Here is a 19,701-nt window from a genome sequence, read left to right on the forward strand (position 1 = left end):
CGGATGGAGCCGCGCCGGCCGCTGGCGCGGCTCAATCCGCAGATCGATGTTATCCCCCTGCGGCAGCGGCTGAGCGGCGAAGCGCTGCTGGCTGAAGTGGCGCAGGCCGATCTGGTGCTGGACTGTACCGATAACATGGAGAGCCGCCAGGCCATCAACGCCGCCTGCGTGAGCATGAAAACGCCGTTAATTACCGCCAGCGCCGTCGGGCTTGGCGGGCAGCTGATGGTCCTGACCCCGCCGTGGGAGCAGGGCTGCTATCGCTGCCTGTGGCCGGATACGGCCGAGCCCGAGCGCAGCTGCCGCACCGCGGGCATTATCGGGCCGGTGGTCGGCATGATGGGTACGCTGCAGGCGCTGGAGGCGATCAAGCTGCTCTCCGGCATGATCACGCCGCGTAATACGCTGCGGCTGTTTGACGCCCGTACCAGCGCCTGGCGCAGCCTGACGCTACAGCGGGCGCAGAGCTGTCCGGTATGCGGAGGACAACATGCAGATTTGGTTTAACGACGAACCGCTCCGCTGCGCCGATGCGCTCACCGTCGCCGCCCTGCTCGCTCAGCTGGAACAGCAGCAGGCGGGCATCGCGCTGGCGCTCAATCAACAGGTTCTGCCGCGCGAGCGGTGGGATCACCATCTTCTGCAGGAAGGCGATCGGGTCCTGCTTTTTCAGGTTATCGCCGGAGGCTGACATGTTACGTATCGCAGACAAAACGTTCGACTCACACATTTTTACCGGTACCGGGAAATTCTCCGCACCGGAGCTCATGGTCGAGGCAATCCGCGCCTCGGGAAGCCAGCTGGTGACGCTGGCGATGAAGCGCGTCGATTTACGTCAGCACAATGATGCGATCCTCGCGCCTTTACTGGCCGCCGGCGTCAGCCTGCTGCCGAATACCTCGGGCGCCAAAACGGCGGAAGAGGCCGTGTTCGCCGCCCGCCTGGCGCGGGAAGCCCTGGGCACCCACTGGCTGAAGCTGGAGATTCATCCGGACGCGCGCTGGCTGCTGCCGGACCCAATCGAAACCCTGAAGGCGGCGGAGATCCTGGTACGGGAAGGCTTCGTGGTTCTGCCCTACTGCGGCGCCGACCCGGTGCTGTGTAAGCGGCTGGAGGAGGCGGGCTGCGCGGCGGTGATGCCGCTCGGCGCGCCCATCGGCTCGAATCAGGGGCTGGAGACCCGCGCCATGCTGGAAATCATTATCGCCCAGGCCAGGGTGCCGGTGGTCGTTGACGCCGGTATTGGCGTGCCCAGCCATGCGGCGCAGGCGCTGGAGATGGGCGCCGACGCGGTGCTGGTGAATACCGCAATCGCCGTCGCCGACGATCCGGTGACCATGGCGCGCGCGTTTCGTCTGGCGGTAGAAGCGGGCCTGCTGGCCCGTCAGGCCGGACCCGGCGCGCGCAGCGCCCAGGCGCAGGCCACCAGCCCGCTGACCGGTTTTCTGGAGGCGCTGGCATGAGCACCTTCACCGACCGCTGGAAGCAGCTGGAGTGGGACGACATCCGCCTGCGCATCAACAGCAAAACCCCAGCCGACGTTGAGCGGGCGATAGCGGCGAAACAGCTTACTCGCGACGATATGATGGCCCTGCTCTCCCCCGCCGCCGCCGGCTATCTGGAGCCGCTGGCGCAGCGCGCGCAGCGCCTGACCCGCCAGCGCTTTGGCAACACCGTCAGCTTCTACGTTCCCCTCTATCTCTCTAACCTGTGCGCAAACGACTGCACCTACTGCGGCTTTTCGATGAGCAACCGCATCAAGCGCAAGACGCTGGATAGCGACGAAATTACCCGCGAGTGCGCCGCCATCCGCCAGATGGGCTTTGAGCATCTGCTGCTGGTCACCGGCGAACATCAGGGCAAAGTGGGGATGGACTATTTTCGCCAGCATCTGCCGGCGATCCGCAGCCGGTTCTCCTCGCTGCAAATGGAGGTGCAGCCGCTGAGCACCGAAGAGTACGCCGAGCTGAAAACGCTCGGCCTGGACGGCGTGATGGTCTATCAGGAAACCTATCATGAAAGCATGTACGCCCAGCATCATCTGAAAGGGAAGAAGCAGGACTTCTTCTGGCGTCTGGATACGCCGGATCGCCTTGGCGAGGCGGGGATCGATAAGATCGGCCTGGGCGCGCTCATTGGCCTCTCCGATAGCTGGCGCGTGGATTGCTATATGGTCGCCGAGCATCTGCTGTGGCTCCAGCAGCACTACTGGCGCAGCCGCTACTCGGTCTCCTTCCCCCGGCTGCGGCCCTGCGCCGGCGGGATCGAACCGGCATCGCTGATGGACGAGCGCCAGCTGGTGCAGACCATCTGCGCCTTCCGCCTGCTGGCGCCGGAGGTTGAGCTGTCGCTTTCAACCCGCGAAGCCCCCGATTTCCGCGATCGGGTGATCCCGCTGGCCATTAACAACGTCAGCGCATTTTCCAAAACGCAGCCCGGCGGCTACGCCGATGATCACCCCGAGCTGGAGCAGTTTGCTCCTCACGACGGCCGTCGCCCCGAAGAGGTCGCCAGCGCGCTGGTCGCTCGCGGGCTGCAGCCGGTATGGAAAGACTGGGATAGCTGGCTGGGACGCGCTACGCAGTCGCCCTGAAGAGGAGTGTAACGGCCTGAGCAGTTTGCGAGCCTGAACGCGAGAACAAAAACGGCAGATTGCTTGCCCTCTGCCGTTTTCCTATTCTGCTCCTGTCAGCAGCGGACGCTGACCAGGGCGATAATTTCTCTTCCTCATTTTCGCCCTGCCTCCTAAATGGATAGCCGATGGAGAGCGGGCGGAACCCCGGCCCGGTGAATTTAAATCCCTTGCCCTGGAAGGGCGTGGTTATAATTGACGAATAGTTACCTGATTCGCTCGGCAGGCATGCTGGCTAAACCTGCGGATTAACCCACGGTTTATACCTTCTGGAACGATTTACGACTCATGGCTCGTCACAACAGAAAACTCTCTTTTACTACGCCGATTCTGGTGGGGTTTGCGGGGATTTTACTCAGTTTTTTACTGATCGCAGCGTTCGTTACCGCCACTCAGAAAAAGAATTTCCTTGAGGACTATCACCACGTTAATCGCAACTTCACTCATAATCTGGCCATTAACTACACCGAATCATTGCTGCGCGTAAATGATCATATTCTCACCCGCGCCACCACCTTTTTTTCCCGCAATGACGAGCTGAATAATGCCGTTAATCTCGATCCACAGAAAGGCTTACGCACGTTGATGCAGCTTCAGGAGCTGATGCAAACCGTCTCTTCTATCTCACTGGCGGACACCCAGGCGCACTACCTGCGCGCGCCGGAGGTGCTGGAGACGGAAGATAGCCGGACGTTCGATCCTGAATCTCGTCCGTGGTTTATCAAACAGGCGGAAGCCAGTATGTTCAGCCTCTATACCCGCCCCTACCTGGATTACTTTACCCATCGCCCCACCGTTACCCTCTATCGCCCGGTCATCTCCCCGGAAGGACGGCTCAAAGGCAGCCTGGCCTTCCATATGGATCTGACATCGATGGGGTACGCGCTGCGGCAAATGGTGGCGCCGGTGCAGGGCGAGTTTTTTGTCGTGCAGCGCGACGGTAAGGTAGTGCTCCATCCGGATCCTGGCGCCCTGTTTAAGCCCTACGTCAGCAGCCGCCTGATGGATGACATGACCAGCGCAGAGGGACAGCTGTACGATACCGCCAGCGATAGATGGTATTACTACTATTCGTTTACCAATCCCGACTGGTTCGTTATCTACCGCGTCAATAATTCCACCCTCTTAGACCTGACGCGCTACGAAACCGATATTATCGTCTGGGGGTTCGCCCTCGCCGCCATTGTCATTATCCTGTTCGGCCTCTACCTGCGCCACGCTTCGCGCACGGTGCTGATGAATATCATCAACGCCATTAAGACCGGCGACGTCCAGCGCGCCCCTCGGCTGGAAGCGATGCTGAGCAAGGCTATCGAAAGCAATAAGCAGCGCGAGCTCACCTACGTGCGCCAGGCCACCATCGATGCCCTAACCGGCTGTAAAAACCGCCGCGCCTTCGATAGCGACATCGCGGCGCTGATGAACGATCGTCAGCCGTTCGCCCTGGCGCTGGTCGACATCGATAACTTTAAATCGATTAACGACACCTGGGGCCACCTCAACGGCGATATCGTGCTGCGCAGCGTCGCCCGTGAAGGGCTGCAAATCCTGCAGCCGCTGCAGATTTCACTCTACCGCTACGGCGGAGAGGAGTTTGCCGTGGTATTTACCGCAGAGCATCTCACTCATGCCCATACGCTGCTCGAAAGCTGGCGGATTAAGATTGCCCGGCGCACCTGGCGTGAAGAGGGGCTAAGCGTAACCTTCAGCGCCGGCCTCGGCGAATGGAATATGGAGCCGCTGGATAAACTGGTGGTCAGCGTGGACGAAGCGCTCTATAAAGCGAAACAGCAGGGCAAGAATCAGATAGTCAGAACCTAAAGCCCTCCCCTCGTAAAGCCCGCTTCGGCGGGCTTTTTTGTCTTTTCAGCCCGCAAACCGAAACCGGTTTCATTATTTTGTGATGCCTTACACACAATCGCTGCAAAGCGGTTGTTCCGTCACCCTGCCCGCGCTAAAGATGGTACATCAAGGAACATAAAGGCGACGAACTATGAAGAATATCGTTTTATGCTGTGCCGCAGGTATGTCCACCAGCATGCTGGTTCAACGTATGCAAGCTGCCGCGCAGCAGAAAGGGGTGGAAGTCTCGATTAAAGCCGTGCCGGTGGCCGAATTTAAGGACAACCTGGCGGCTGCCGATATTATCCTGCTGGGCCCGCAGGTGAAATACGAGCAGGCAAAACTGCAGGCGCTGGCCGATCCGTTCGGTAAAAAAGTCGCCGTTATCGATATGATGGATTACGGCATGATGAAAGGCGATGCCGTTCTGGATAAAGCCCTGAAGTTGATGGAGTAAGAGATGGAAGATTTAGAAACGATCATTATGGAGCTGTTGGTTAACGCCGGTTCAGCGCGTAGCTCTGCATTAACCGCACTGCAGCTGGCGCGCAAAGGCGATTTTGCCGCCGCCGAGCAGGCGATGGCAGAATCTCATGAATTTGTGAAGCACGCGCACAAAATCCAGACCCAGCTTATCGGTCTGGATGAAGGGTCCGGCAAGCTTCCGGTCAACCTGATTACCGTTCACTCTCAGGACCACCTGATGAACGCAATGGTCATCCAGGATCTGGCGACCGATATGATCGAACTGTATCGCCGTATTCCGCAGTAAATGAAACCGCTTTATGCAGCAGGTGCCCGTTCGGCACCTGCTTTTTTTATTACAGAAATCCGTAGAGCGCGGCAAATATCCAGCCAAATACGCACGAGACGCTGACGCCAATGAGCCCCGGCAGAATAAAGCTGTGGTTAATCACAAAGCGGCCGATGCGGGTCGTCCCCGAGCGGTCGAACTGAATAGCGGCCAGGTCACTGGGGTAGGTTGGCAGAATATAATAGCCGTAGCACGCCGGCGCGGACGCCACGATATAGGCCGGGTCGACGCCAATCGCTAGCGCAACCGGGACAATCGCCGCCAGCGCCGCCGCCTGCGAGTTGACGAATTTGGAGACAATCAGCAGGACGATAGCGTAGGCCCACGGATACTCTTTTACCATCTCGCCCAGCACGCCCTTAATCTCCGACATGTGCGCACCAAACATGGTCTCCGCCATCCATGCAATGCCGTATACCGCCACAATGGCGATCATTCCCGAGCGAAATACCTCATTTTTAGAAATAGCGGCCGGATTGGTTTTGGTGATGATGATGATCAGCGCCCCGGAAAGCAGCATAAACATCTGGATAACCAGCACCATCGACAGCGGCTTGCCGTCGAATACGGGCCGCAGCTCGGAAAATGCGCCCAGCAGGGCAACTACGACAATCGACGCCAGGAAGATCCACATCGCCACCCAGTTGCTGGCCGGCAGCTTGCGGTCCAGCAGCGTTGCGGTGTCGCCGTAGACGTAGTGGCGGTTTTCCGGCGTCGCGATAAATGCCTGGAACTCTTCGTCTTTATCCAAATCCTTGCCGCGGAACCAGCTAAAAATACCGATCGCCAGAATGCCCAGCAGGGTTGAAGGAATGGTGATCGCCAGCAGGTCGAGAAACTCCAGGTGCTTGCCGTTAAACGTAAAGTTACCGAGCATTGCCACCAGCGAAACGACCGCAACGGAAACCGGGCTGGCGATAATACCCATCTGTGCGCCAATGGAGCTTGCCGCCATAGGACGCTCGGGACGAATATTATTCTTAATCGCGACGTCATAGATAATCGGCAGGATGGTATAGACCACGTGGCCGGTGCCGCACAGGATCGTCAGCGTACAGGTTACAAATGGCGCAACGATTGAAACGTACTTTGGATTACGCCGCAGGAGCTTTTCGGCAATCTGCAGCATCACGTCTAACCCGCCGGAAGCCTGTAGCGTCGCCGAGGCGGCTACTACCGCAATAATCACCAGCATGACATCAACCGGCGGTTTTCCCGGCTGAAGATGGAAGACAAAGACTAAAATAACCAGCCCGATGCCGCCTAAAAGGCCCAGCGCAATCCCGCCTTTTCTGGCTCCATAAAACAAACACACTAAGATAATGACGAGTTGTATAGCAAATTCCATGCATCCCCCAGAACCACTCTATTAGGTCGAAAACATCTATCGCGGTCGTCTCATCCTTATTTAGCGGCCTCCTCAATGGCGTTTTAAATAGACGAAGCGGCGCCTCAGCGGGTGAGAACTGAAAATAAGGAAAGGCGCAATCACCTGATTATCCGGATTTTTTGACTATACCTTTTTTGATTTTTAATTTTTTGATACACGTAGAACTTTTACCCATATATTTACTATGGAATAAAAACATGAGCGGCTGGCGGGGTTTATATTAATAGAATAAGGCTTAATTGCTGCTTAGCTATTAATGGAATGTAATCAAATATAGATTAAATAAAATCACGCGCCGCTGAGGCAGCGCGTGAATAAAAAAAGCCAGTCAGGAGACCTGACTGGCTTTTTCAGCATAGCGTCAACGATTAATCGTTGTCTGAACCGCCCAGACCCGCGTTCAGCAGCTCTGCCAGGTTGGCAGAAGCTTCTTCGACGGTAACCTGCGGTGCAGCAGGCTGTTCGCCGGCTGCCCTGCGGCGCATACGATCCTGGTGGTAGGCATAGCCGGTACCAGCCGGGATCAGACGACCCACGATAACGTTCTCTTTCAGGCCACGCAGTTCGTCGCGTTTGCCCGCAACGGCTGCTTCGGTCAGGACACGGGTAGTCTCCTGGAACGATGCTGCAGAGATGAACGATTCGGTTGCCAGAGACGCTTTGGTGATACCCAGCAGGTCGCGGGAGTAAGTTGCCGCAACTTTGCCATTCGCTTCCAGATCGCGGTTAGCAATCTTGACGCGGGAGTATTCAACCTGCTCGCCTTCCAGGAAGTCGGAGCTACCGGCACTGTCGATGGTCGCTTTACGCAGCATCTGACGAACGATAACTTCGATGTGCTTATCGTTAATCTTAACGCCTTGCAGACGGTAAACGTCCTGTACTTCGTTGGTGATATAACGCGTTACCGCGTGTACGCCACGAAGACGCAGAATGTCGTGCGGCGCTTCCGGACCGTCGGAAACCACGTCACCACGTTCTACACGTTCACCTTCAAACACGTTCAGCTGACGCCATTTCGGAATCATCTCTTCGTATGGATCGCTACCGTCTAACGGAGTGATGACCAGACGACGTTTACCTTTGGTTTCTTTACCGAAGGAGATGATACCGCTGATTTCTGCCAGAATTGCCGGCTCTTTCGGGCGACGCGCTTCGAACAGGTCAGCAACGCGCGGCAGACCACCGGTGATATCCTTGGTACCGCTGGATTCCTGAGGAATACGCGCCAGTGCGTCACCCGCACTGATCTGGATACCATCTTCCAGCTGGACAATCGCTTTACCCGGCAGGAAGTACTGTGCAGCCATATCGGTGCCAGGGATCAGAACGTCGTTACCGTTGGCATCAACGATTTTCAGGGCCGGACGCAGGTCTTTACCACCCGCGGTACGTTCTGCAGAATCCAGAACCACCAGCGAAGACAGACCGGTCAGCTCGTCGGTCTGACGAGTAATGGTCTGGCCGTCAATCATGTCAGTAAAGCGGATGAAACCGCTAACTTCAGTGATAACCGGCATGGTGTGCGGATCCCAGTTTGCCACGGTTTCCCCGCCGGCAACCTGCTCACCGTCGCCTTTCGCCATCACCGCACCGTAAGGAACTTTATAGCTCTCTTTGGTACGACCGAATTCGTCGATCAGCTTCAGTTCGGTGTTACGCGAGGTCACTACCAGCTTACCGGTAGAGTTGACAACCGATTTAGCGTTGCTAAGGCGGATGCTACCTTTGTTTTTCACCTGGATGCTGGATTCAGCAGCCGCACGAGATGCCGCACCACCGATGTGGAACGTACGCATCGTCAGCTGTGTACCCGGCTCACCGATGGACTGTGCCGCGATAACGCCGATTGCTTCACCTTTGTTGATGATGTGGCCACGCGCCAGGTCACGACCGTAGCAGTGCGCACATACACCAAAGTCGGTGTCACAGGATACGACGGAACGCACTTTAACGGAGTCAACGGAGTTCTCTTCCAGCAGGTCACACCAGTGCTCATGCAGCAGCGTGTTGCGTGGAACCAGAATATCCGCCGTACCCGGCTTCAGAACGTCTTCAGCGGTCACACGACCCAGTACGCGATCGCGCAGCGGCTCTTTAACATCACCACCCTCGATAACCGGGGTCATGGTAATGCCTTCCAGGGTGCCACAGTCGTCTTCAGTAACCACCAGGTCCTGTGCAACGTCAACCAGACGACGAGTCAGGTAACCGGAGTTCGCTGTTTTCAGTGCGGTATCCGCCAGACCTTTACGCGCACCGTGCGTGGAGATGAAGTACTGGAGTACGTTCAGACCTTCACGGAAGTTCGCGGTGATCGGCGTTTCGATGATGGAGCCATCCGGCTTCGCCATCAGACCACGCATACCAGCAAGCTGACGAATCTGTGCCGCAGAACCACGCGCACCGGAGTCGGCCATCATGTAGATGCTGTTGAAGGAAACCTGCTGCTCTTCGACGCCGTCACGGTTAATAACGGTTTCGGTTTGCAGGTTATCCATCATCGCTTTGGATACACGATCGTTCGCCGCAGCCCAGATATCGATAACTTTGTTGTAGCGTTCGCCCGCGGTAACCAGACCGGACTGGAACTGTTCCTGGATTTCAGCAACTTCAGCTTCCGCTTCGCTGATGATCTCGTGTTTTTTCTCCGGGATGACCATGTCATCAATACCAACGGATGCACCTGAACGCGCTGCATAAGCAAAGCCGGTGTACATCGTCTGGTCCGCAAAAATAACTGTCGGTTTCAGGCCCAGAATACGGTAGCAGGTGTTCAGCATTTTGGAGATCGCTTTCTTACCCAGCGCCTGGTTCACGATAGTGAACGGCAGACCTTTAGGCACGATCATCCACAGAATCGCACGGCCAACGGTCGTGTCCTTCAGGCTGGTTTTCGCTACGAACTGGCCGTTTTCATCTTTTTCGTATTCGGTGATACGCACTTTAACGCGCGCATGCAGAGAGGCCAGGCCAGCGCGATAAATACGCTCGGCTTCTTTCGGGCCAGTCAGCACCATGCCTTCGCCTTTGGCGTTAACACAGTCACGGGTCATGTAGTACAGACCCAGTACAACGTCCTGAGACGGAACGATGATAGGCTCGCCGTTCGCCGGGGACAGGATGTTGTTGGTAGACATCATCAGCGCACGCGCTTCCAGCTGGGCTTCCAGCGTCAGCGGTACGTGAACAGCCATCTGGTCACCATCGAAGTCGGCGTTATAGGCCGCACAGACCAGCGGGTGCAGCTGGATAGCTTTACCTTCGATCAGTACCGGCTCAAATGCCTGGATACCCAAACGGTGCAGGGTTGGTGCACGGTTCAGCAGTACCGGGTGTTCGCGGATAACTTCGTCCAGGATATCCCAAACGACGGCTTCTTCGCGCTCAACCATTTTCTTCGCAGCTTTAATGGTGGTAGCAAGACCACGCAGTTCCAGCTTGCCGTAGATGAACGGTTTGAACAGCTCCAGCGCCATTTTCTTCGGCAGACCGCACTGATGCAGACGCAGGTATGGACCTACGGTGATAACAGAACGACCGGAGTAGTCAACGCGTTTACCCAGCAGGTTCTGACGGAAACGACCCTGTTTACCTTTGATCATATCGGCCAAAGATTTCAGAGGACGTTTGTTAGAACCGGTGATAGCACGGCCGCGACGACCGTTATCCAGCAGGGCGTCAACCGCTTCCTGCAGCATACGTTTTTCGTTGCGTACGATGATATCCGGCGCAGCCAGATCCAGCAGACGTTTCAGACGGTTGTTACGGTTAATGACGCGACGATACAAATCGTTCAGGTCAGAAGTCGCGAAACGACCACCATCCAGCGGAACCAGCGGACGCAGATCTGGCGGCAGAACCGGCAGAACGGTCAGGATCATCCACTCCGGCTTGTTGCCAGACTGAACGAAAGCTTCCAGCAGTTTGATACGCTTGGTCAGCTTTTTACGCTTGGTTTCGGAGTTGGTTTCGTTCAACTCTTCACGCAGCTGTTCGCATTCCTGCTCCAGATCCATGCTCTTCAGCAGGGCCTGAATAGCTTCGGCGCCCATCTTCGCGTCGAACTCGTCGCCGAACTCTTCCAGCGCGTCCAGATACTGCTCTTCTGTCAGGATCTGGTTGCGTTCGAGGTTCGTCATCCCGCCTTCGATAACCACATAAGATTCGAAGTACAGAACGCGTTCGATATCACGCAGCGGCATATCCAGCAGCAGGCCGATACGGGACGGCAGCGACTTCAGGAACCAAATGTGGGCGGTCGGAGACGCCAGCTCGATGTGGCCCATGCGCTCACGACGCACTTTAGTCTGGGTCACTTCAACGCCGCACTTCTCACAGATCACACCACGGTGTTTCAGGCGCTTGTACTTACCGCACAGGCACTCGTAATCTTTTACTGGCCCGAAAATACGCGCACAGAAAAGGCCGTCACGTTCTGGTTTGAACGTACGGTAGTTAATGGTTTCCGGCTTTTTAACTTCACCGAAAGACCATGAACGGATCATGTCTGGCGAGGCCAGAGCAATTTTGATCGCATCAAACTCTTCGGTTTTAGTCTGCGCTTTCAGAAACTTTAATAAATCTTTCACGGATTTGCTCCCGTCGGAGTTAGCACAATCTGGCGCCGGGTATGACCCCGGCACCAGTGACCTGTTTGAGCGAGAGTTACTCGTCTTCCAGTTCGATGTTGATGCCCAGCGAGCGAATCTCTTTCAACAGTACGTTGAAGGATTCCGGCATGCCCGGTTCCATCTGATGGTTGCCGTCCACGATGTTTTTATACATCTTGGTACGACCGTTAACGTCATCAGACTTGACGGTAAGCATTTCCTGCAGGGTGTATGCCGCGCCGTAAGCTTCCAGCGCCCATACTTCCATCTCACCGAAGCGCTGACCACCGAACTGAGCCTTACCACCCAGCGGCTGCTGAGTAACCAGGCTGTAAGAACCGGTAGAACGCGCATGCATCTTGTCATCAACCAGGTGGTTCAGTTTCAGCATGTACATATAGCCGACGGTAACCTGGCGTTCGAACTGCTCGCCGGTACGACCGTCGAACAGGGTAATCTGACCGGAAGTCGGCAGGCCACCCAGCTGTAACAGTTCCTTGATTTCAGACTCTTTCGCACCGTCGAATACCGGCGTTGCGATCGGCATACCTTTTTTCAGGTTTTCAGCAAGACGCAGAACTTCATCATCGGTGAAGGTATTCAAATCAACCTTCTGGCGAACGTCTGTACCCAGATCGTACGCTTTCTGGATGAATTCGCGCAGCTTGGCGACTTCCTGCTGCTGTTTCAGCATGGCGTTGATTTTCTCGCCGATGCCTTTCGCAGCCATACCCAAGTGGGTTTCCAGAATCTGACCGATGTTCATACGAGACGGTACGCCCAGCGGGTTCAGTACGATGTCTACCGGCGTGCCGTTTTCATCGTAAGGCATATCTTCGATCGGGTTGATCTTAGAGATAACACCCTTGTTACCGTGACGGCCTGCCATTTTATCACCAGGCTGAATCTGACGTTTAACGGCCAGATACACTTTAACAATCTTCAGCACGCCAGGTGCCAGATCGTCGCCCTGAGTAATTTTACGGCGTTTCGCTTCGAGTTTTTTCTCGAACTCGTGTTTCAGTTCGTCGTACTGCTCAGCCAGCTGCTCCAGCTGATTTTGTTTCTCTTCGTCGGCCAGGCCCAGTTCCAGCCAGCGGTCACGCGGCAGCTTGTCGAGCTTCTCAGCTTCAACGCCGCCGGAGACCAGCACCGCGTAGATACGACCAAACAGGCCAGCTTCGAAGATCTGCAGTTCTTCAGACAGGTCTTTTTTCGCCTGCTTCAGCTGCATTTCTTCGATTTCCAGCGCACGCTTGTCTTTCTCAACGCCGTCGCGGGTAAAGACCTGAACGTCGATAACGGTACCGGAAACACCGTTCGGTACGCGCAGAGAAGAGTCTTTAACGTCAGACGCTTTCTCACCGAAGATCGCGCGCAGCAGTTTCTCTTCTGGCGTCAGCTGGGTTTCACCTTTCGGCGTAACCTTACCAACCAGAATGTCGCCGCCGGTCACTTCTGCACCGATGTAAACGATACCGGATTCGTCCAGTTTGGAGAGCGCAGCTTCACCCACGTTCGGGATATCAGCGGTGATCTCTTCCGGCCCCAGCTTGGTGTCACGAGACACGCACGCCAGTTCCTGGATATGAATCGTGGTGAAACGATCTTCCTGAACCACACGCTCGGAGACGAGGATGGAGTCTTCGAAGTTGTAGCCGTTCCACGGCATGAACGCTACGCGCATGTTCTGACCGAGAGCCAGTTCACCGAGGTCGGTGGACGGACCGTCTGCCAGCACGTCGCCGCGCTCAATTGGCTCACCCAGCGACACGCAAGGCATCTGGTTGATGCAGGTGTTCTGGTTAGAACGGGTGTACTTGGTCAGGTTATAGATGTCGATGCCGGCTTCGCCCGGGTACATCTCATCATCGTTAACTTTGATAACGATACGGGATGCATCCACGTACTGAACGGTACCGCCACGTTTAGCAACCGCAGTAACACCGGAGTCAACGGCAACAGCACGTTCCATACCGGTACCAACCAGCGGCTTATCAGCGCGCAGAGTCGGAACCGCCTGACGTTGCATGTTCGCACCCATCAATGCACGGTTGGCGTCATCGTGTTCCAGGAACGGGATCAGGGACGCACCGACGGAAACCACCTGCTGGGTGGATACGTCCATGTAGTCAACCTGGTCGCGGCTGAACAAGCTGGATTCGCCTTTACTACGGCAGGTTACCAGGTCTTCTTCAAAGTGGCCTTCGTCATCCAGGTTGGAGTTCGCCTGAGCGATGACGTAGTTACCTTCTTCGATAGCGGAGAGGTAATGAATTTCGTCGGTGACAACACCGTCAGTCACTTTACGATACGGAGTCTCGAGGAAGCCGTATTCGTTAGTCTGTGCGTACACGGACAGGGAGTTGATCAGACCGATGTTCGGGCCTTCAGGCGTTTCGATTGGGCATACGCGACCGTAGTGGGTCGGGTGTACGTCTCGAACTTCAAAGCCTGCGCGCTCGCGGGTCAGACCGCCTGGGCCGAGTGCAGAGATACGACGTTTGTGCGTAATCTCGGACAGCGGGTTGTTCTGGTCCATAAACTGAGACAGCTGGCTGGAACCAAAGAACTCTTTCACTGCTGCGGAAATTGGCTTGGCGTTGATCATATCCTGAGGCATCAGGGTATCCAGATCGCCCAGGGACAGACGCTCTTTAACCGCACGCTCTACGCGAACCAGGCCAACGCGGAACTGGTTTTCCGCCATTTCGCCAACGGAACGGATACGACGGTTGCCGAGGTGGTCGATATCATCGACTTCGCCAATGCCGTTACGGATACCGATGAGCTTCTTCATCACTTCGATGATGTCGTCTTTGCTCAGGATACCGGAACCTTCGATTTCGTCACGCAGCAGAGAACGGTTGAACTTCATACGACCAACCGCGGACAGATCGTAGCGGTCTTCGGAGAAGAACAGGTTCTCAAACAGGTTTTCAGCCGCTTCACGAGTCGGCGGCTCGCCCGGGCGCATCATGCGGTAGATTTCTACCAGCGCGCTCAGACGATCGTTGGTCGGGTCGACGCGTACGGTTTCAGAGATGTACGCACCGTGATCGAGATCGTTGGTGAACAGAGTTTCGATGCGCTTATGACCGGACTGGCTCAGTTTGGCCAGCAGATCGAGGCTCAGCTCCATGTTCGCCGGGCAGATCAGTTCGCCGGTCGCTGTATCGACATAGTCTTTAGCAGCAACTTTACCCGCGATGTATTCAACCGGAACTTCGATAAGCTTGATATCGTCTTTTTCCAGCTGGCGGATATGGCGAGCGGTAATACGGCGTGCTTTCTCGACGTAGATCTTACCGTTAGCTTCGATGTCGAAGGACGCGGTTTCACCACGCAGACGCTCCGGAATCAGCTCCATCTGCAGCTTGTTGTCGCGAATTTCAAAGACCACTTTTTCGAAGAACAGGTCAAGGATCTGCTCAGTGGTGTAATTCAGCGCGCGCAGGATGATCGTTGCCGGCAGCTTACGACGGCGGTCGATACGGACAAACAGGTTGTCTTTCGGATCGAATTCGAAGTCCAGCCAGGAACCACGGTAAGGGATGATACGTGCGTTATACAGGACCTTACCGGAAGAGTGAGTCTTACCTTTGTCACTGTCAAAGAAGACGCCCGGGCTACGGTGCAGCTGAGAAACGATAACACGCTCGGTACCGTTGATAACAAAGGTACCGTTGTCGGTCATGAGCGGAATTTCGCCCATGTAGACTTCTTGTTCTTTGATGTCTTTAACGGTGCCTTCCGGCGCTTCACGCTCGTAGATCACCAGGCGCAGTTTAACGCGCAACGGTGCCGAGTAGGTCACGCCGCGGATCTGGCACTCTTTAACATCAAATACAGGTTCGCCCAGACGGTAGCTGACGTATTGCAGCTCGGAGTTACCGCTGTAGCTTTTAATCGGGAACACGGAACGGAAGGCTGCTTCCAGACCATATTGCCCTTCAGGATCTTGCTCGATAAACTTCTGGAACGAATCAAGCTGGATAGAAAGGAGATAAGGTATGTCCAGAACCTGCGGACGTTTACCAAAATCCTTACGAATACGTTTTTTCTCGGTATAGGAGTAAACCATAGGGTTCCTCAGCTCGCTGACAAGTCGACCCGTCTGCCTCAGAAAGGCAGTTTTTTATGCAACACTATTTTGTGGACCGGAAAATGGAACACTTTCCGCAATACCTGTTGCTATCACGCTTAAACCATTTCGTCGCGATTTACACAGAGCGAGCACCCTGTCGCAGTATATTAAGTCGTCGATAGAAACATGCATTGTCAGGACAACCAGCAGTCAAACAGTGTGAAATGCTACTGGCGCCTTACAGCGCAAAAAGGCTGGTGACTAAATAGTCACCAGCCATCAGCCTGATTACTCAGGCTGCAACCGGAAAGGTTGGCTTATTTGACTTCAACTTCAGCGCCAGCTTCTTCCAGAGATTTTTTCAGTGCTTCTGCGTCATCTTTGCTGATGCCTTCTTTCAGGGCAGCAGGTGCAGATTCTACCAAGTCTTTAGCTTCTTTCAGACCCAGGCCAGTTGCGCTACGTACTGCTTTGATTACAGCAACTTTGTTAGCGCCAGCAGCTTTCAGAATTACGTCGAATTCAGTTTTTTCTTCAGCAGCTTCAGCCGGGCCAGCAGCTACAGCTACAGCAGCAGCAGCGGAAACACCGAATTTTTCTTCCATTGCAGAGATCAGCTCAACAACGTCCATTACGGACATAGCGGATACTGCTTCAATGATTTGATCTTTAGTGATAGACATTTAAATTGTTCCTGAATATCAGAATAAGTTTATACGTAAGCGAGTGCTTTATAAAGACAACTGCGATTAAGCAGCTTCTTTCGCATCGCGTACAGCAGCCAGAGTGCGAACCAGTTTGCCAGCCGAAGCTTCTTTCATGGTTGCCATCAGGCGTGCAATTGCTTCGTCGTAGGTCGGCAGAGTTGCCAGGCGGTCGATTTGCGACGCCGGGATCAGCTCGCCTTCAAAGGCTGCGGCTTTAACCTCGAATTTTGCATTCGCTTTCGCGAACTCTTTGAACAGACGAGCGGCAGCGCCCGGGTGTTCCATAGAGTATGCAATCAGGGTCGGACCAACAAACGTGTCTTTCAGGCACTCGAACTGAGTACCTTCAACGACGCGGCGCAGCAGGGTGTTGCGGACAACACGCATGTAAACGCCAGCTTCACGACCTGCTTTACGCAGTTCAGTCATTTTATCTACAGTAACGCCACGAGAATCCGCAACTACTGCAGACAGCGCGCCTTTGGCTACTTCGCTGACTTCAGCAACAATCGCTTGTTTGTCTTGAAGATTTAAAGCCATTAGCTTTGCTCCTGGATGTTTGCCAGAGCTCATGCTCTGGAACTCACTTCACTCTACTCAACGAATAGAGCGTCTTAAATACGGTGAGCAGAAACAAGCCAGAGTATCCAAAAATAATCTTAGCGTTCTGTCACCGTCTACGCAGGGCATTAAGTTTCTTGCGAAACACCTGCGGTCTTCGACGGAGGCCTGGATAGGCCAGGCTCCAACGAACAAATTCTTTCTACCCTTCGCTATTCAGGCCGTGCCGGCGTTGGCTGTCTTCGCTCACACCGGTCACATAGTTCACTATGCTCCCGGAGATTCACTCAGTTGCCGCCTTGCCACAACCTGACTATCTCGGATAGCGTTCTGCACGTAGCAGAATCGTGGGGGTAGAATTGTAGACAAATCCACCGCCCACGTAAAGCTAATCTTAGTTCGCAGAAGCGCTCAGACCAGCCTGATCAACGGCAACGCCAGCACCCATGGTGGTGGAGAGGCTAACTTTCTTGATGAAAACGCCTTTTGCCTGAGTCGGTTTTGCTTTTTTCAGCGCAACCAGCAGGGCTTCCAGGTTTTCTTTCAGTTTGTCAGCGTCAAAGTCCACTTTACCGATGGTGGTGTGGATGATGCCGTTTTTGTCGTTACGATAGCGAACCTGACCTGCTTTAGCGTTCTTAACAGCTTCAGCAACGTTCGGAGTAACGGTACCCACTTTCGGGTTTGGCATCAGGCCACGCGGACCCAGAACCTGGCCCAGCTGGCCAACAACGCGCATTGCATCCGGGGAAGCAATAACAACGTCGAAGTTCATTTCGCCTTTTTTAATCTGGTCTGCCAGATCTTCCATACCTACCAGCTCGGCGCCTGCAGCTTTAGCAGCTTCAGCGTTCGGGCCCTGGGCAAATACGGCTACGCGAACGGAACGACCGGTACCGTGCGGCAGTACTGTTGCGCCACGGACGTTCTGGTCAGATTTACGAGCGTCGATGCCGAGGTTAACGGCAACGTCTACGCTTTCGGTAAATTTAGCGGTGGCCAGCTCTTTCAGCAGAGCAATAGCTTCGTTGATGTCGTACTGTTTAGTCACATCAACTTTGTCACGGATCACGCGCATACGCTTGGTCAGTTTAGCCATTTCTTAATCCTCTACTACCAGGCCCATGGAACGTGCAGTACCTTCAATGGAGCGAGTCATCGCTTCAATGTCAGAACCAGTCATGTCGGCAGCTTTGGTCTGCGCGATTTCCTGCAGCTGAGCGCGGGAAATTTTACCTACTTTATCTTTGTTCGGCTTACCGGAACCAGACTTGATGCCTGCAGCTTTCTTCAGCAGAACGGCAGCCGGCGGGGTCTTGGTAACAAAGGTAAAGGAACGGTCAGCGTAAACGGTAATAACAACCGGAGTCGGCAGACCTTTTTCCAGAGATTCTGTTTTGGCGTTGAACGCTTTACAGAATTCCATGATGTTCACACCCTGCTGACCCAGTGCTGGACCAACCGGCGGGCTCGGGTTTGCCATACCAGCTGCAACCTGCAGCTTGACGTAGGCTTGTACTTTCTTAGCCATTTAAATTTCCTCGTTTGGGTATAACGCCTTTAGAAAGGCTCCCCGTTATCAATATCGTCTTACGGACACAGGGTCCATAAAAACAAAAGGCGCGAAATTGTATGTCAATTTCGCGCCTCATGCAACGATTAAATCGCTGCTTTTTTGATCGTCGCTTAGGCTTTTTCTACCTGAGCAAAGTCCAGCTCGACCGGAGTCGCACGGCCAAAGATCGAAACAGAAACCTTCAGACGGGACTTCTCGTAGTCAACTTCTTCAACAACGCCGTTGAAGTCAGCAAACGGACCATCGCTGACGCGGACCATTTCGCCCGGCTCGAACAGCGTTTTAGGACGCGGCTTATCGCCAACCTGCTGAAGACGGTTCATGATCGCGTCGACTTCTTTGTCGCTGATCGGCGCAGGACGGTCGGATGTACCGCCGATAAAGCCCATCACGCGCGGTACGCTGCGCACCAGGTGCCAGCTTGCGTCGTTCATCACCATCTGGACCAGAACGTAACCCGGGAAGAATTTGCGCTCGCTCTTGCGGCGCAGGCCACCACGGATTTCGACCACTTCTTCGGTCGGAACCATGACTTCGCCAAACAGCTCTTCCATATTGTGTAATTTGATATGTTCACGCAACGAGGTAGCTACGCGACCTTCAAAACCGGAAAACGCCTGAACGACGTACCAGCGTTTTTTAGGAGCTTCAGACATCTCAGAACCTCAGGCCAGTGATAAAGGATACCAGGCGAACCAGAATACCATCCAGTCCCCACAGGATCAGTGACATTACCGCAGTTACCGCGGCAACAATCAGCGTGGTGTGCAATGTTTCCTGGCGAGTAGGCCAGATTACCTTGCGGACTTCGGTTCTCGCTTCACGGGCGAAAGCTACGGTCGCCTTACCTTTTGTGGTTAACAGCGCGACGCCACCGGCAGCAGCGATCAGAATCACCACGGCCAGCGCACGCACTGCCAGCATAATGTCACGATAAAGGAAGTTGCCTACGATGGCCACAATCAGCAGCACGGCAACGATCGTCCACTTCATCGCTTCCAGGCCGCGCCCGCTCCCTTGAGCTTCGGTATTCGCACTCATAAACCAACCTGTCACAAGAATTCAGACAAATAATTTTGCCCCGCGAGAGCGAGGCAACCAAACCGAAATGCTCTGCTGCGTTTCGGATTTAACGCCCTCTACAGAGCCTGTCTCAGCAATGATTATGACAAAAAAAATCACTGATGAGCCAGGTTCTGGTTCGAAAGCGTGCAAAAAGGGCATCAAATGATGCCCTTTTATTGCGCATTGCGTCAAATGTTATCAGCGATTAGCTGAGAACTTTAGCAACCACGCCCGCGCCAACGGTACGACCGCCTTCACGGATTGCGAAACGCAGACCGTCGTCCATCGCGATCGGGTGGATCAGGGTAACAACCATTTTGATGTTGTCGCCCGGCATTACCATCTCTACGCCTTCCGGCAGTTCGATGGTGCCAGTCACGTCAGTTGTACGGAAGTAGAACTGCGGACGGTAGC

At 54.8% G+C, this 19,701-nt stretch carries 17 protein-coding genes; 7 read left to right on the plus strand and 10 right to left on the minus strand.

The features are described from left to right. The 7 genes from PFH44_RS15820 to PFH44_RS15850 all read left to right on the plus strand — a co-directional run. The coding region (locus PFH44_RS15820; RefSeq protein WP_283825481.1) for a HesA/MoeB/ThiF family protein at positions 1-507 on the plus strand (507 nt) is incomplete at its 5' end. Next, entirely contained in the window at positions 491-691 is a 201-nt protein-coding gene (gene thiS / locus PFH44_RS15825; RefSeq protein WP_045858019.1) for a sulfur carrier protein ThiS, read from the plus strand. The genes PFH44_RS15820 and thiS, both read left to right, overlap by 17 nt. Before the next feature lies 1 nt (position 692). Next, on the plus strand, positions 693-1,463 hold the full coding sequence (gene thiG / locus PFH44_RS15830) for a thiazole synthase (protein ID WP_041143548.1): 771 nt from the start codon (positions 693-695) through the stop codon (positions 1,461-1,463). Continuing rightward, positions 1,460-2,593 (plus strand): 2-iminoacetate synthase ThiH, encoded by a 1,134-nt coding sequence (thiH, locus tag PFH44_RS15835; RefSeq protein ID WP_159237965.1) that lies wholly within the window; start codon positions 1,460-1,462, stop codon positions 2,591-2,593. Before thiG ends, thiH begins: the two co-directional genes overlap by 4 nt. Before the next feature lie 327 nt (positions 2,594-2,920). After that, positions 2,921-4,453, plus strand: a complete 1,533-nt coding sequence (locus PFH44_RS15840; protein ID WP_283825482.1) for a sensor domain-containing diguanylate cyclase — start codon at positions 2,921-2,923, stop codon at positions 4,451-4,453. Between the two features lie 172 nt (positions 4,454-4,625). Further along, complete coding sequence (locus PFH44_RS15845) at positions 4,626-4,931, plus strand: PTS sugar transporter subunit IIB (protein ID WP_041143545.1); 306 nt, start codon at positions 4,626-4,628, stop codon at positions 4,929-4,931. Positions 4,932-4,934: 3 nt separating this feature from the next. Next, positions 4,935-5,246, plus strand: coding sequence for a PTS lactose/cellobiose transporter subunit IIA (locus PFH44_RS15850; RefSeq protein WP_041143544.1), 312 nt, complete (start codon positions 4,935-4,937; stop codon positions 5,244-5,246). A gap of 49 nt (positions 5,247-5,295) precedes the next feature. On the opposite strand, the gene PFH44_RS15855 is transcribed toward PFH44_RS15850, so the two are convergent. From PFH44_RS15855 to PFH44_RS15900, 10 genes are all read right to left on the minus strand, one after another. Beyond that, positions 5,296-6,636, minus strand: coding sequence for an anaerobic C4-dicarboxylate transporter (locus PFH44_RS15855; RefSeq protein ID WP_045858013.1), 1,341 nt, complete (start codon positions 6,634-6,636; stop codon positions 5,296-5,298). A 410-nt stretch (positions 6,637-7,046) separates the two neighbouring features. Then, positions 7,047-11,270 carry a DNA-directed RNA polymerase subunit beta' gene (gene rpoC / locus PFH44_RS15860; RefSeq protein WP_045858011.1) on the minus strand — a complete coding sequence of 1,408 codons (4,224 nt, stop codon included), beginning with the start codon at positions 11,268-11,270 and terminating at the stop codon, positions 7,047-7,049. 76 nt (positions 11,271-11,346) lie between these two features. Continuing rightward, complete coding sequence (gene rpoB / locus PFH44_RS15865) at positions 11,347-15,375, minus strand: DNA-directed RNA polymerase subunit beta (RefSeq protein ID WP_045858009.1); 4,029 nt, start codon at positions 15,373-15,375, stop codon at positions 11,347-11,349. Positions 15,376-15,695: 320 nt separating this feature from the next. Further along, positions 15,696-16,061 carry a 50S ribosomal protein L7/L12 gene (gene rplL, locus PFH44_RS15870; protein WP_004118416.1) on the minus strand — a complete coding sequence of 122 codons (366 nt, stop codon included), beginning with the start codon at positions 16,059-16,061 and terminating at the stop codon, positions 15,696-15,698. Between the two features lie 66 nt (positions 16,062-16,127). Further along, positions 16,128-16,625 (minus strand): 50S ribosomal protein L10, encoded by a 498-nt coding sequence (rplJ, locus tag PFH44_RS15875; RefSeq protein ID WP_045858002.1) that lies wholly within the window; start codon positions 16,623-16,625, stop codon positions 16,128-16,130. Between the two features lie 415 nt (positions 16,626-17,040). Then, positions 17,041-17,745, minus strand: coding sequence for a 50S ribosomal protein L1 (gene rplA, locus PFH44_RS15880; RefSeq protein ID WP_045858000.1), 705 nt, complete (start codon positions 17,743-17,745; stop codon positions 17,041-17,043). Between the two features lie 3 nt (positions 17,746-17,748). Continuing rightward, entirely contained in the window at positions 17,749-18,177 is a 429-nt protein-coding gene (rplK, locus tag PFH44_RS15885) for a 50S ribosomal protein L11 (protein ID WP_041143538.1), read from the minus strand. 155 nt (positions 18,178-18,332) lie between these two features. Continuing rightward, positions 18,333-18,878, minus strand: a complete 546-nt coding sequence (gene nusG, locus PFH44_RS15890; protein WP_041143537.1) for a transcription termination/antitermination protein NusG — start codon at positions 18,876-18,878, stop codon at positions 18,333-18,335. Between the two features lies 1 nt (position 18,879). Beyond that, on the minus strand, positions 18,880-19,263 hold the full coding sequence (gene secE, locus PFH44_RS15895; protein ID WP_041143536.1) for a preprotein translocase subunit SecE: 384 nt from the start codon (positions 19,261-19,263) through the stop codon (positions 18,880-18,882). 229 nt (positions 19,264-19,492) lie between these two features. Continuing rightward, the coding region (locus PFH44_RS15900) for an EF-Tu C-terminal domain-related protein (protein WP_000329482.1) at positions 19,493-19,701 on the minus strand (209 nt) is incomplete at its 5' end.

Source organism: Klebsiella sp. Ech2A (genome assembly GCF_030078455.1).
Classification (GTDB): Bacteria; Pseudomonadota; Gammaproteobacteria; order Enterobacterales; family Enterobacteriaceae; genus Klebsiella; species Klebsiella terrigena.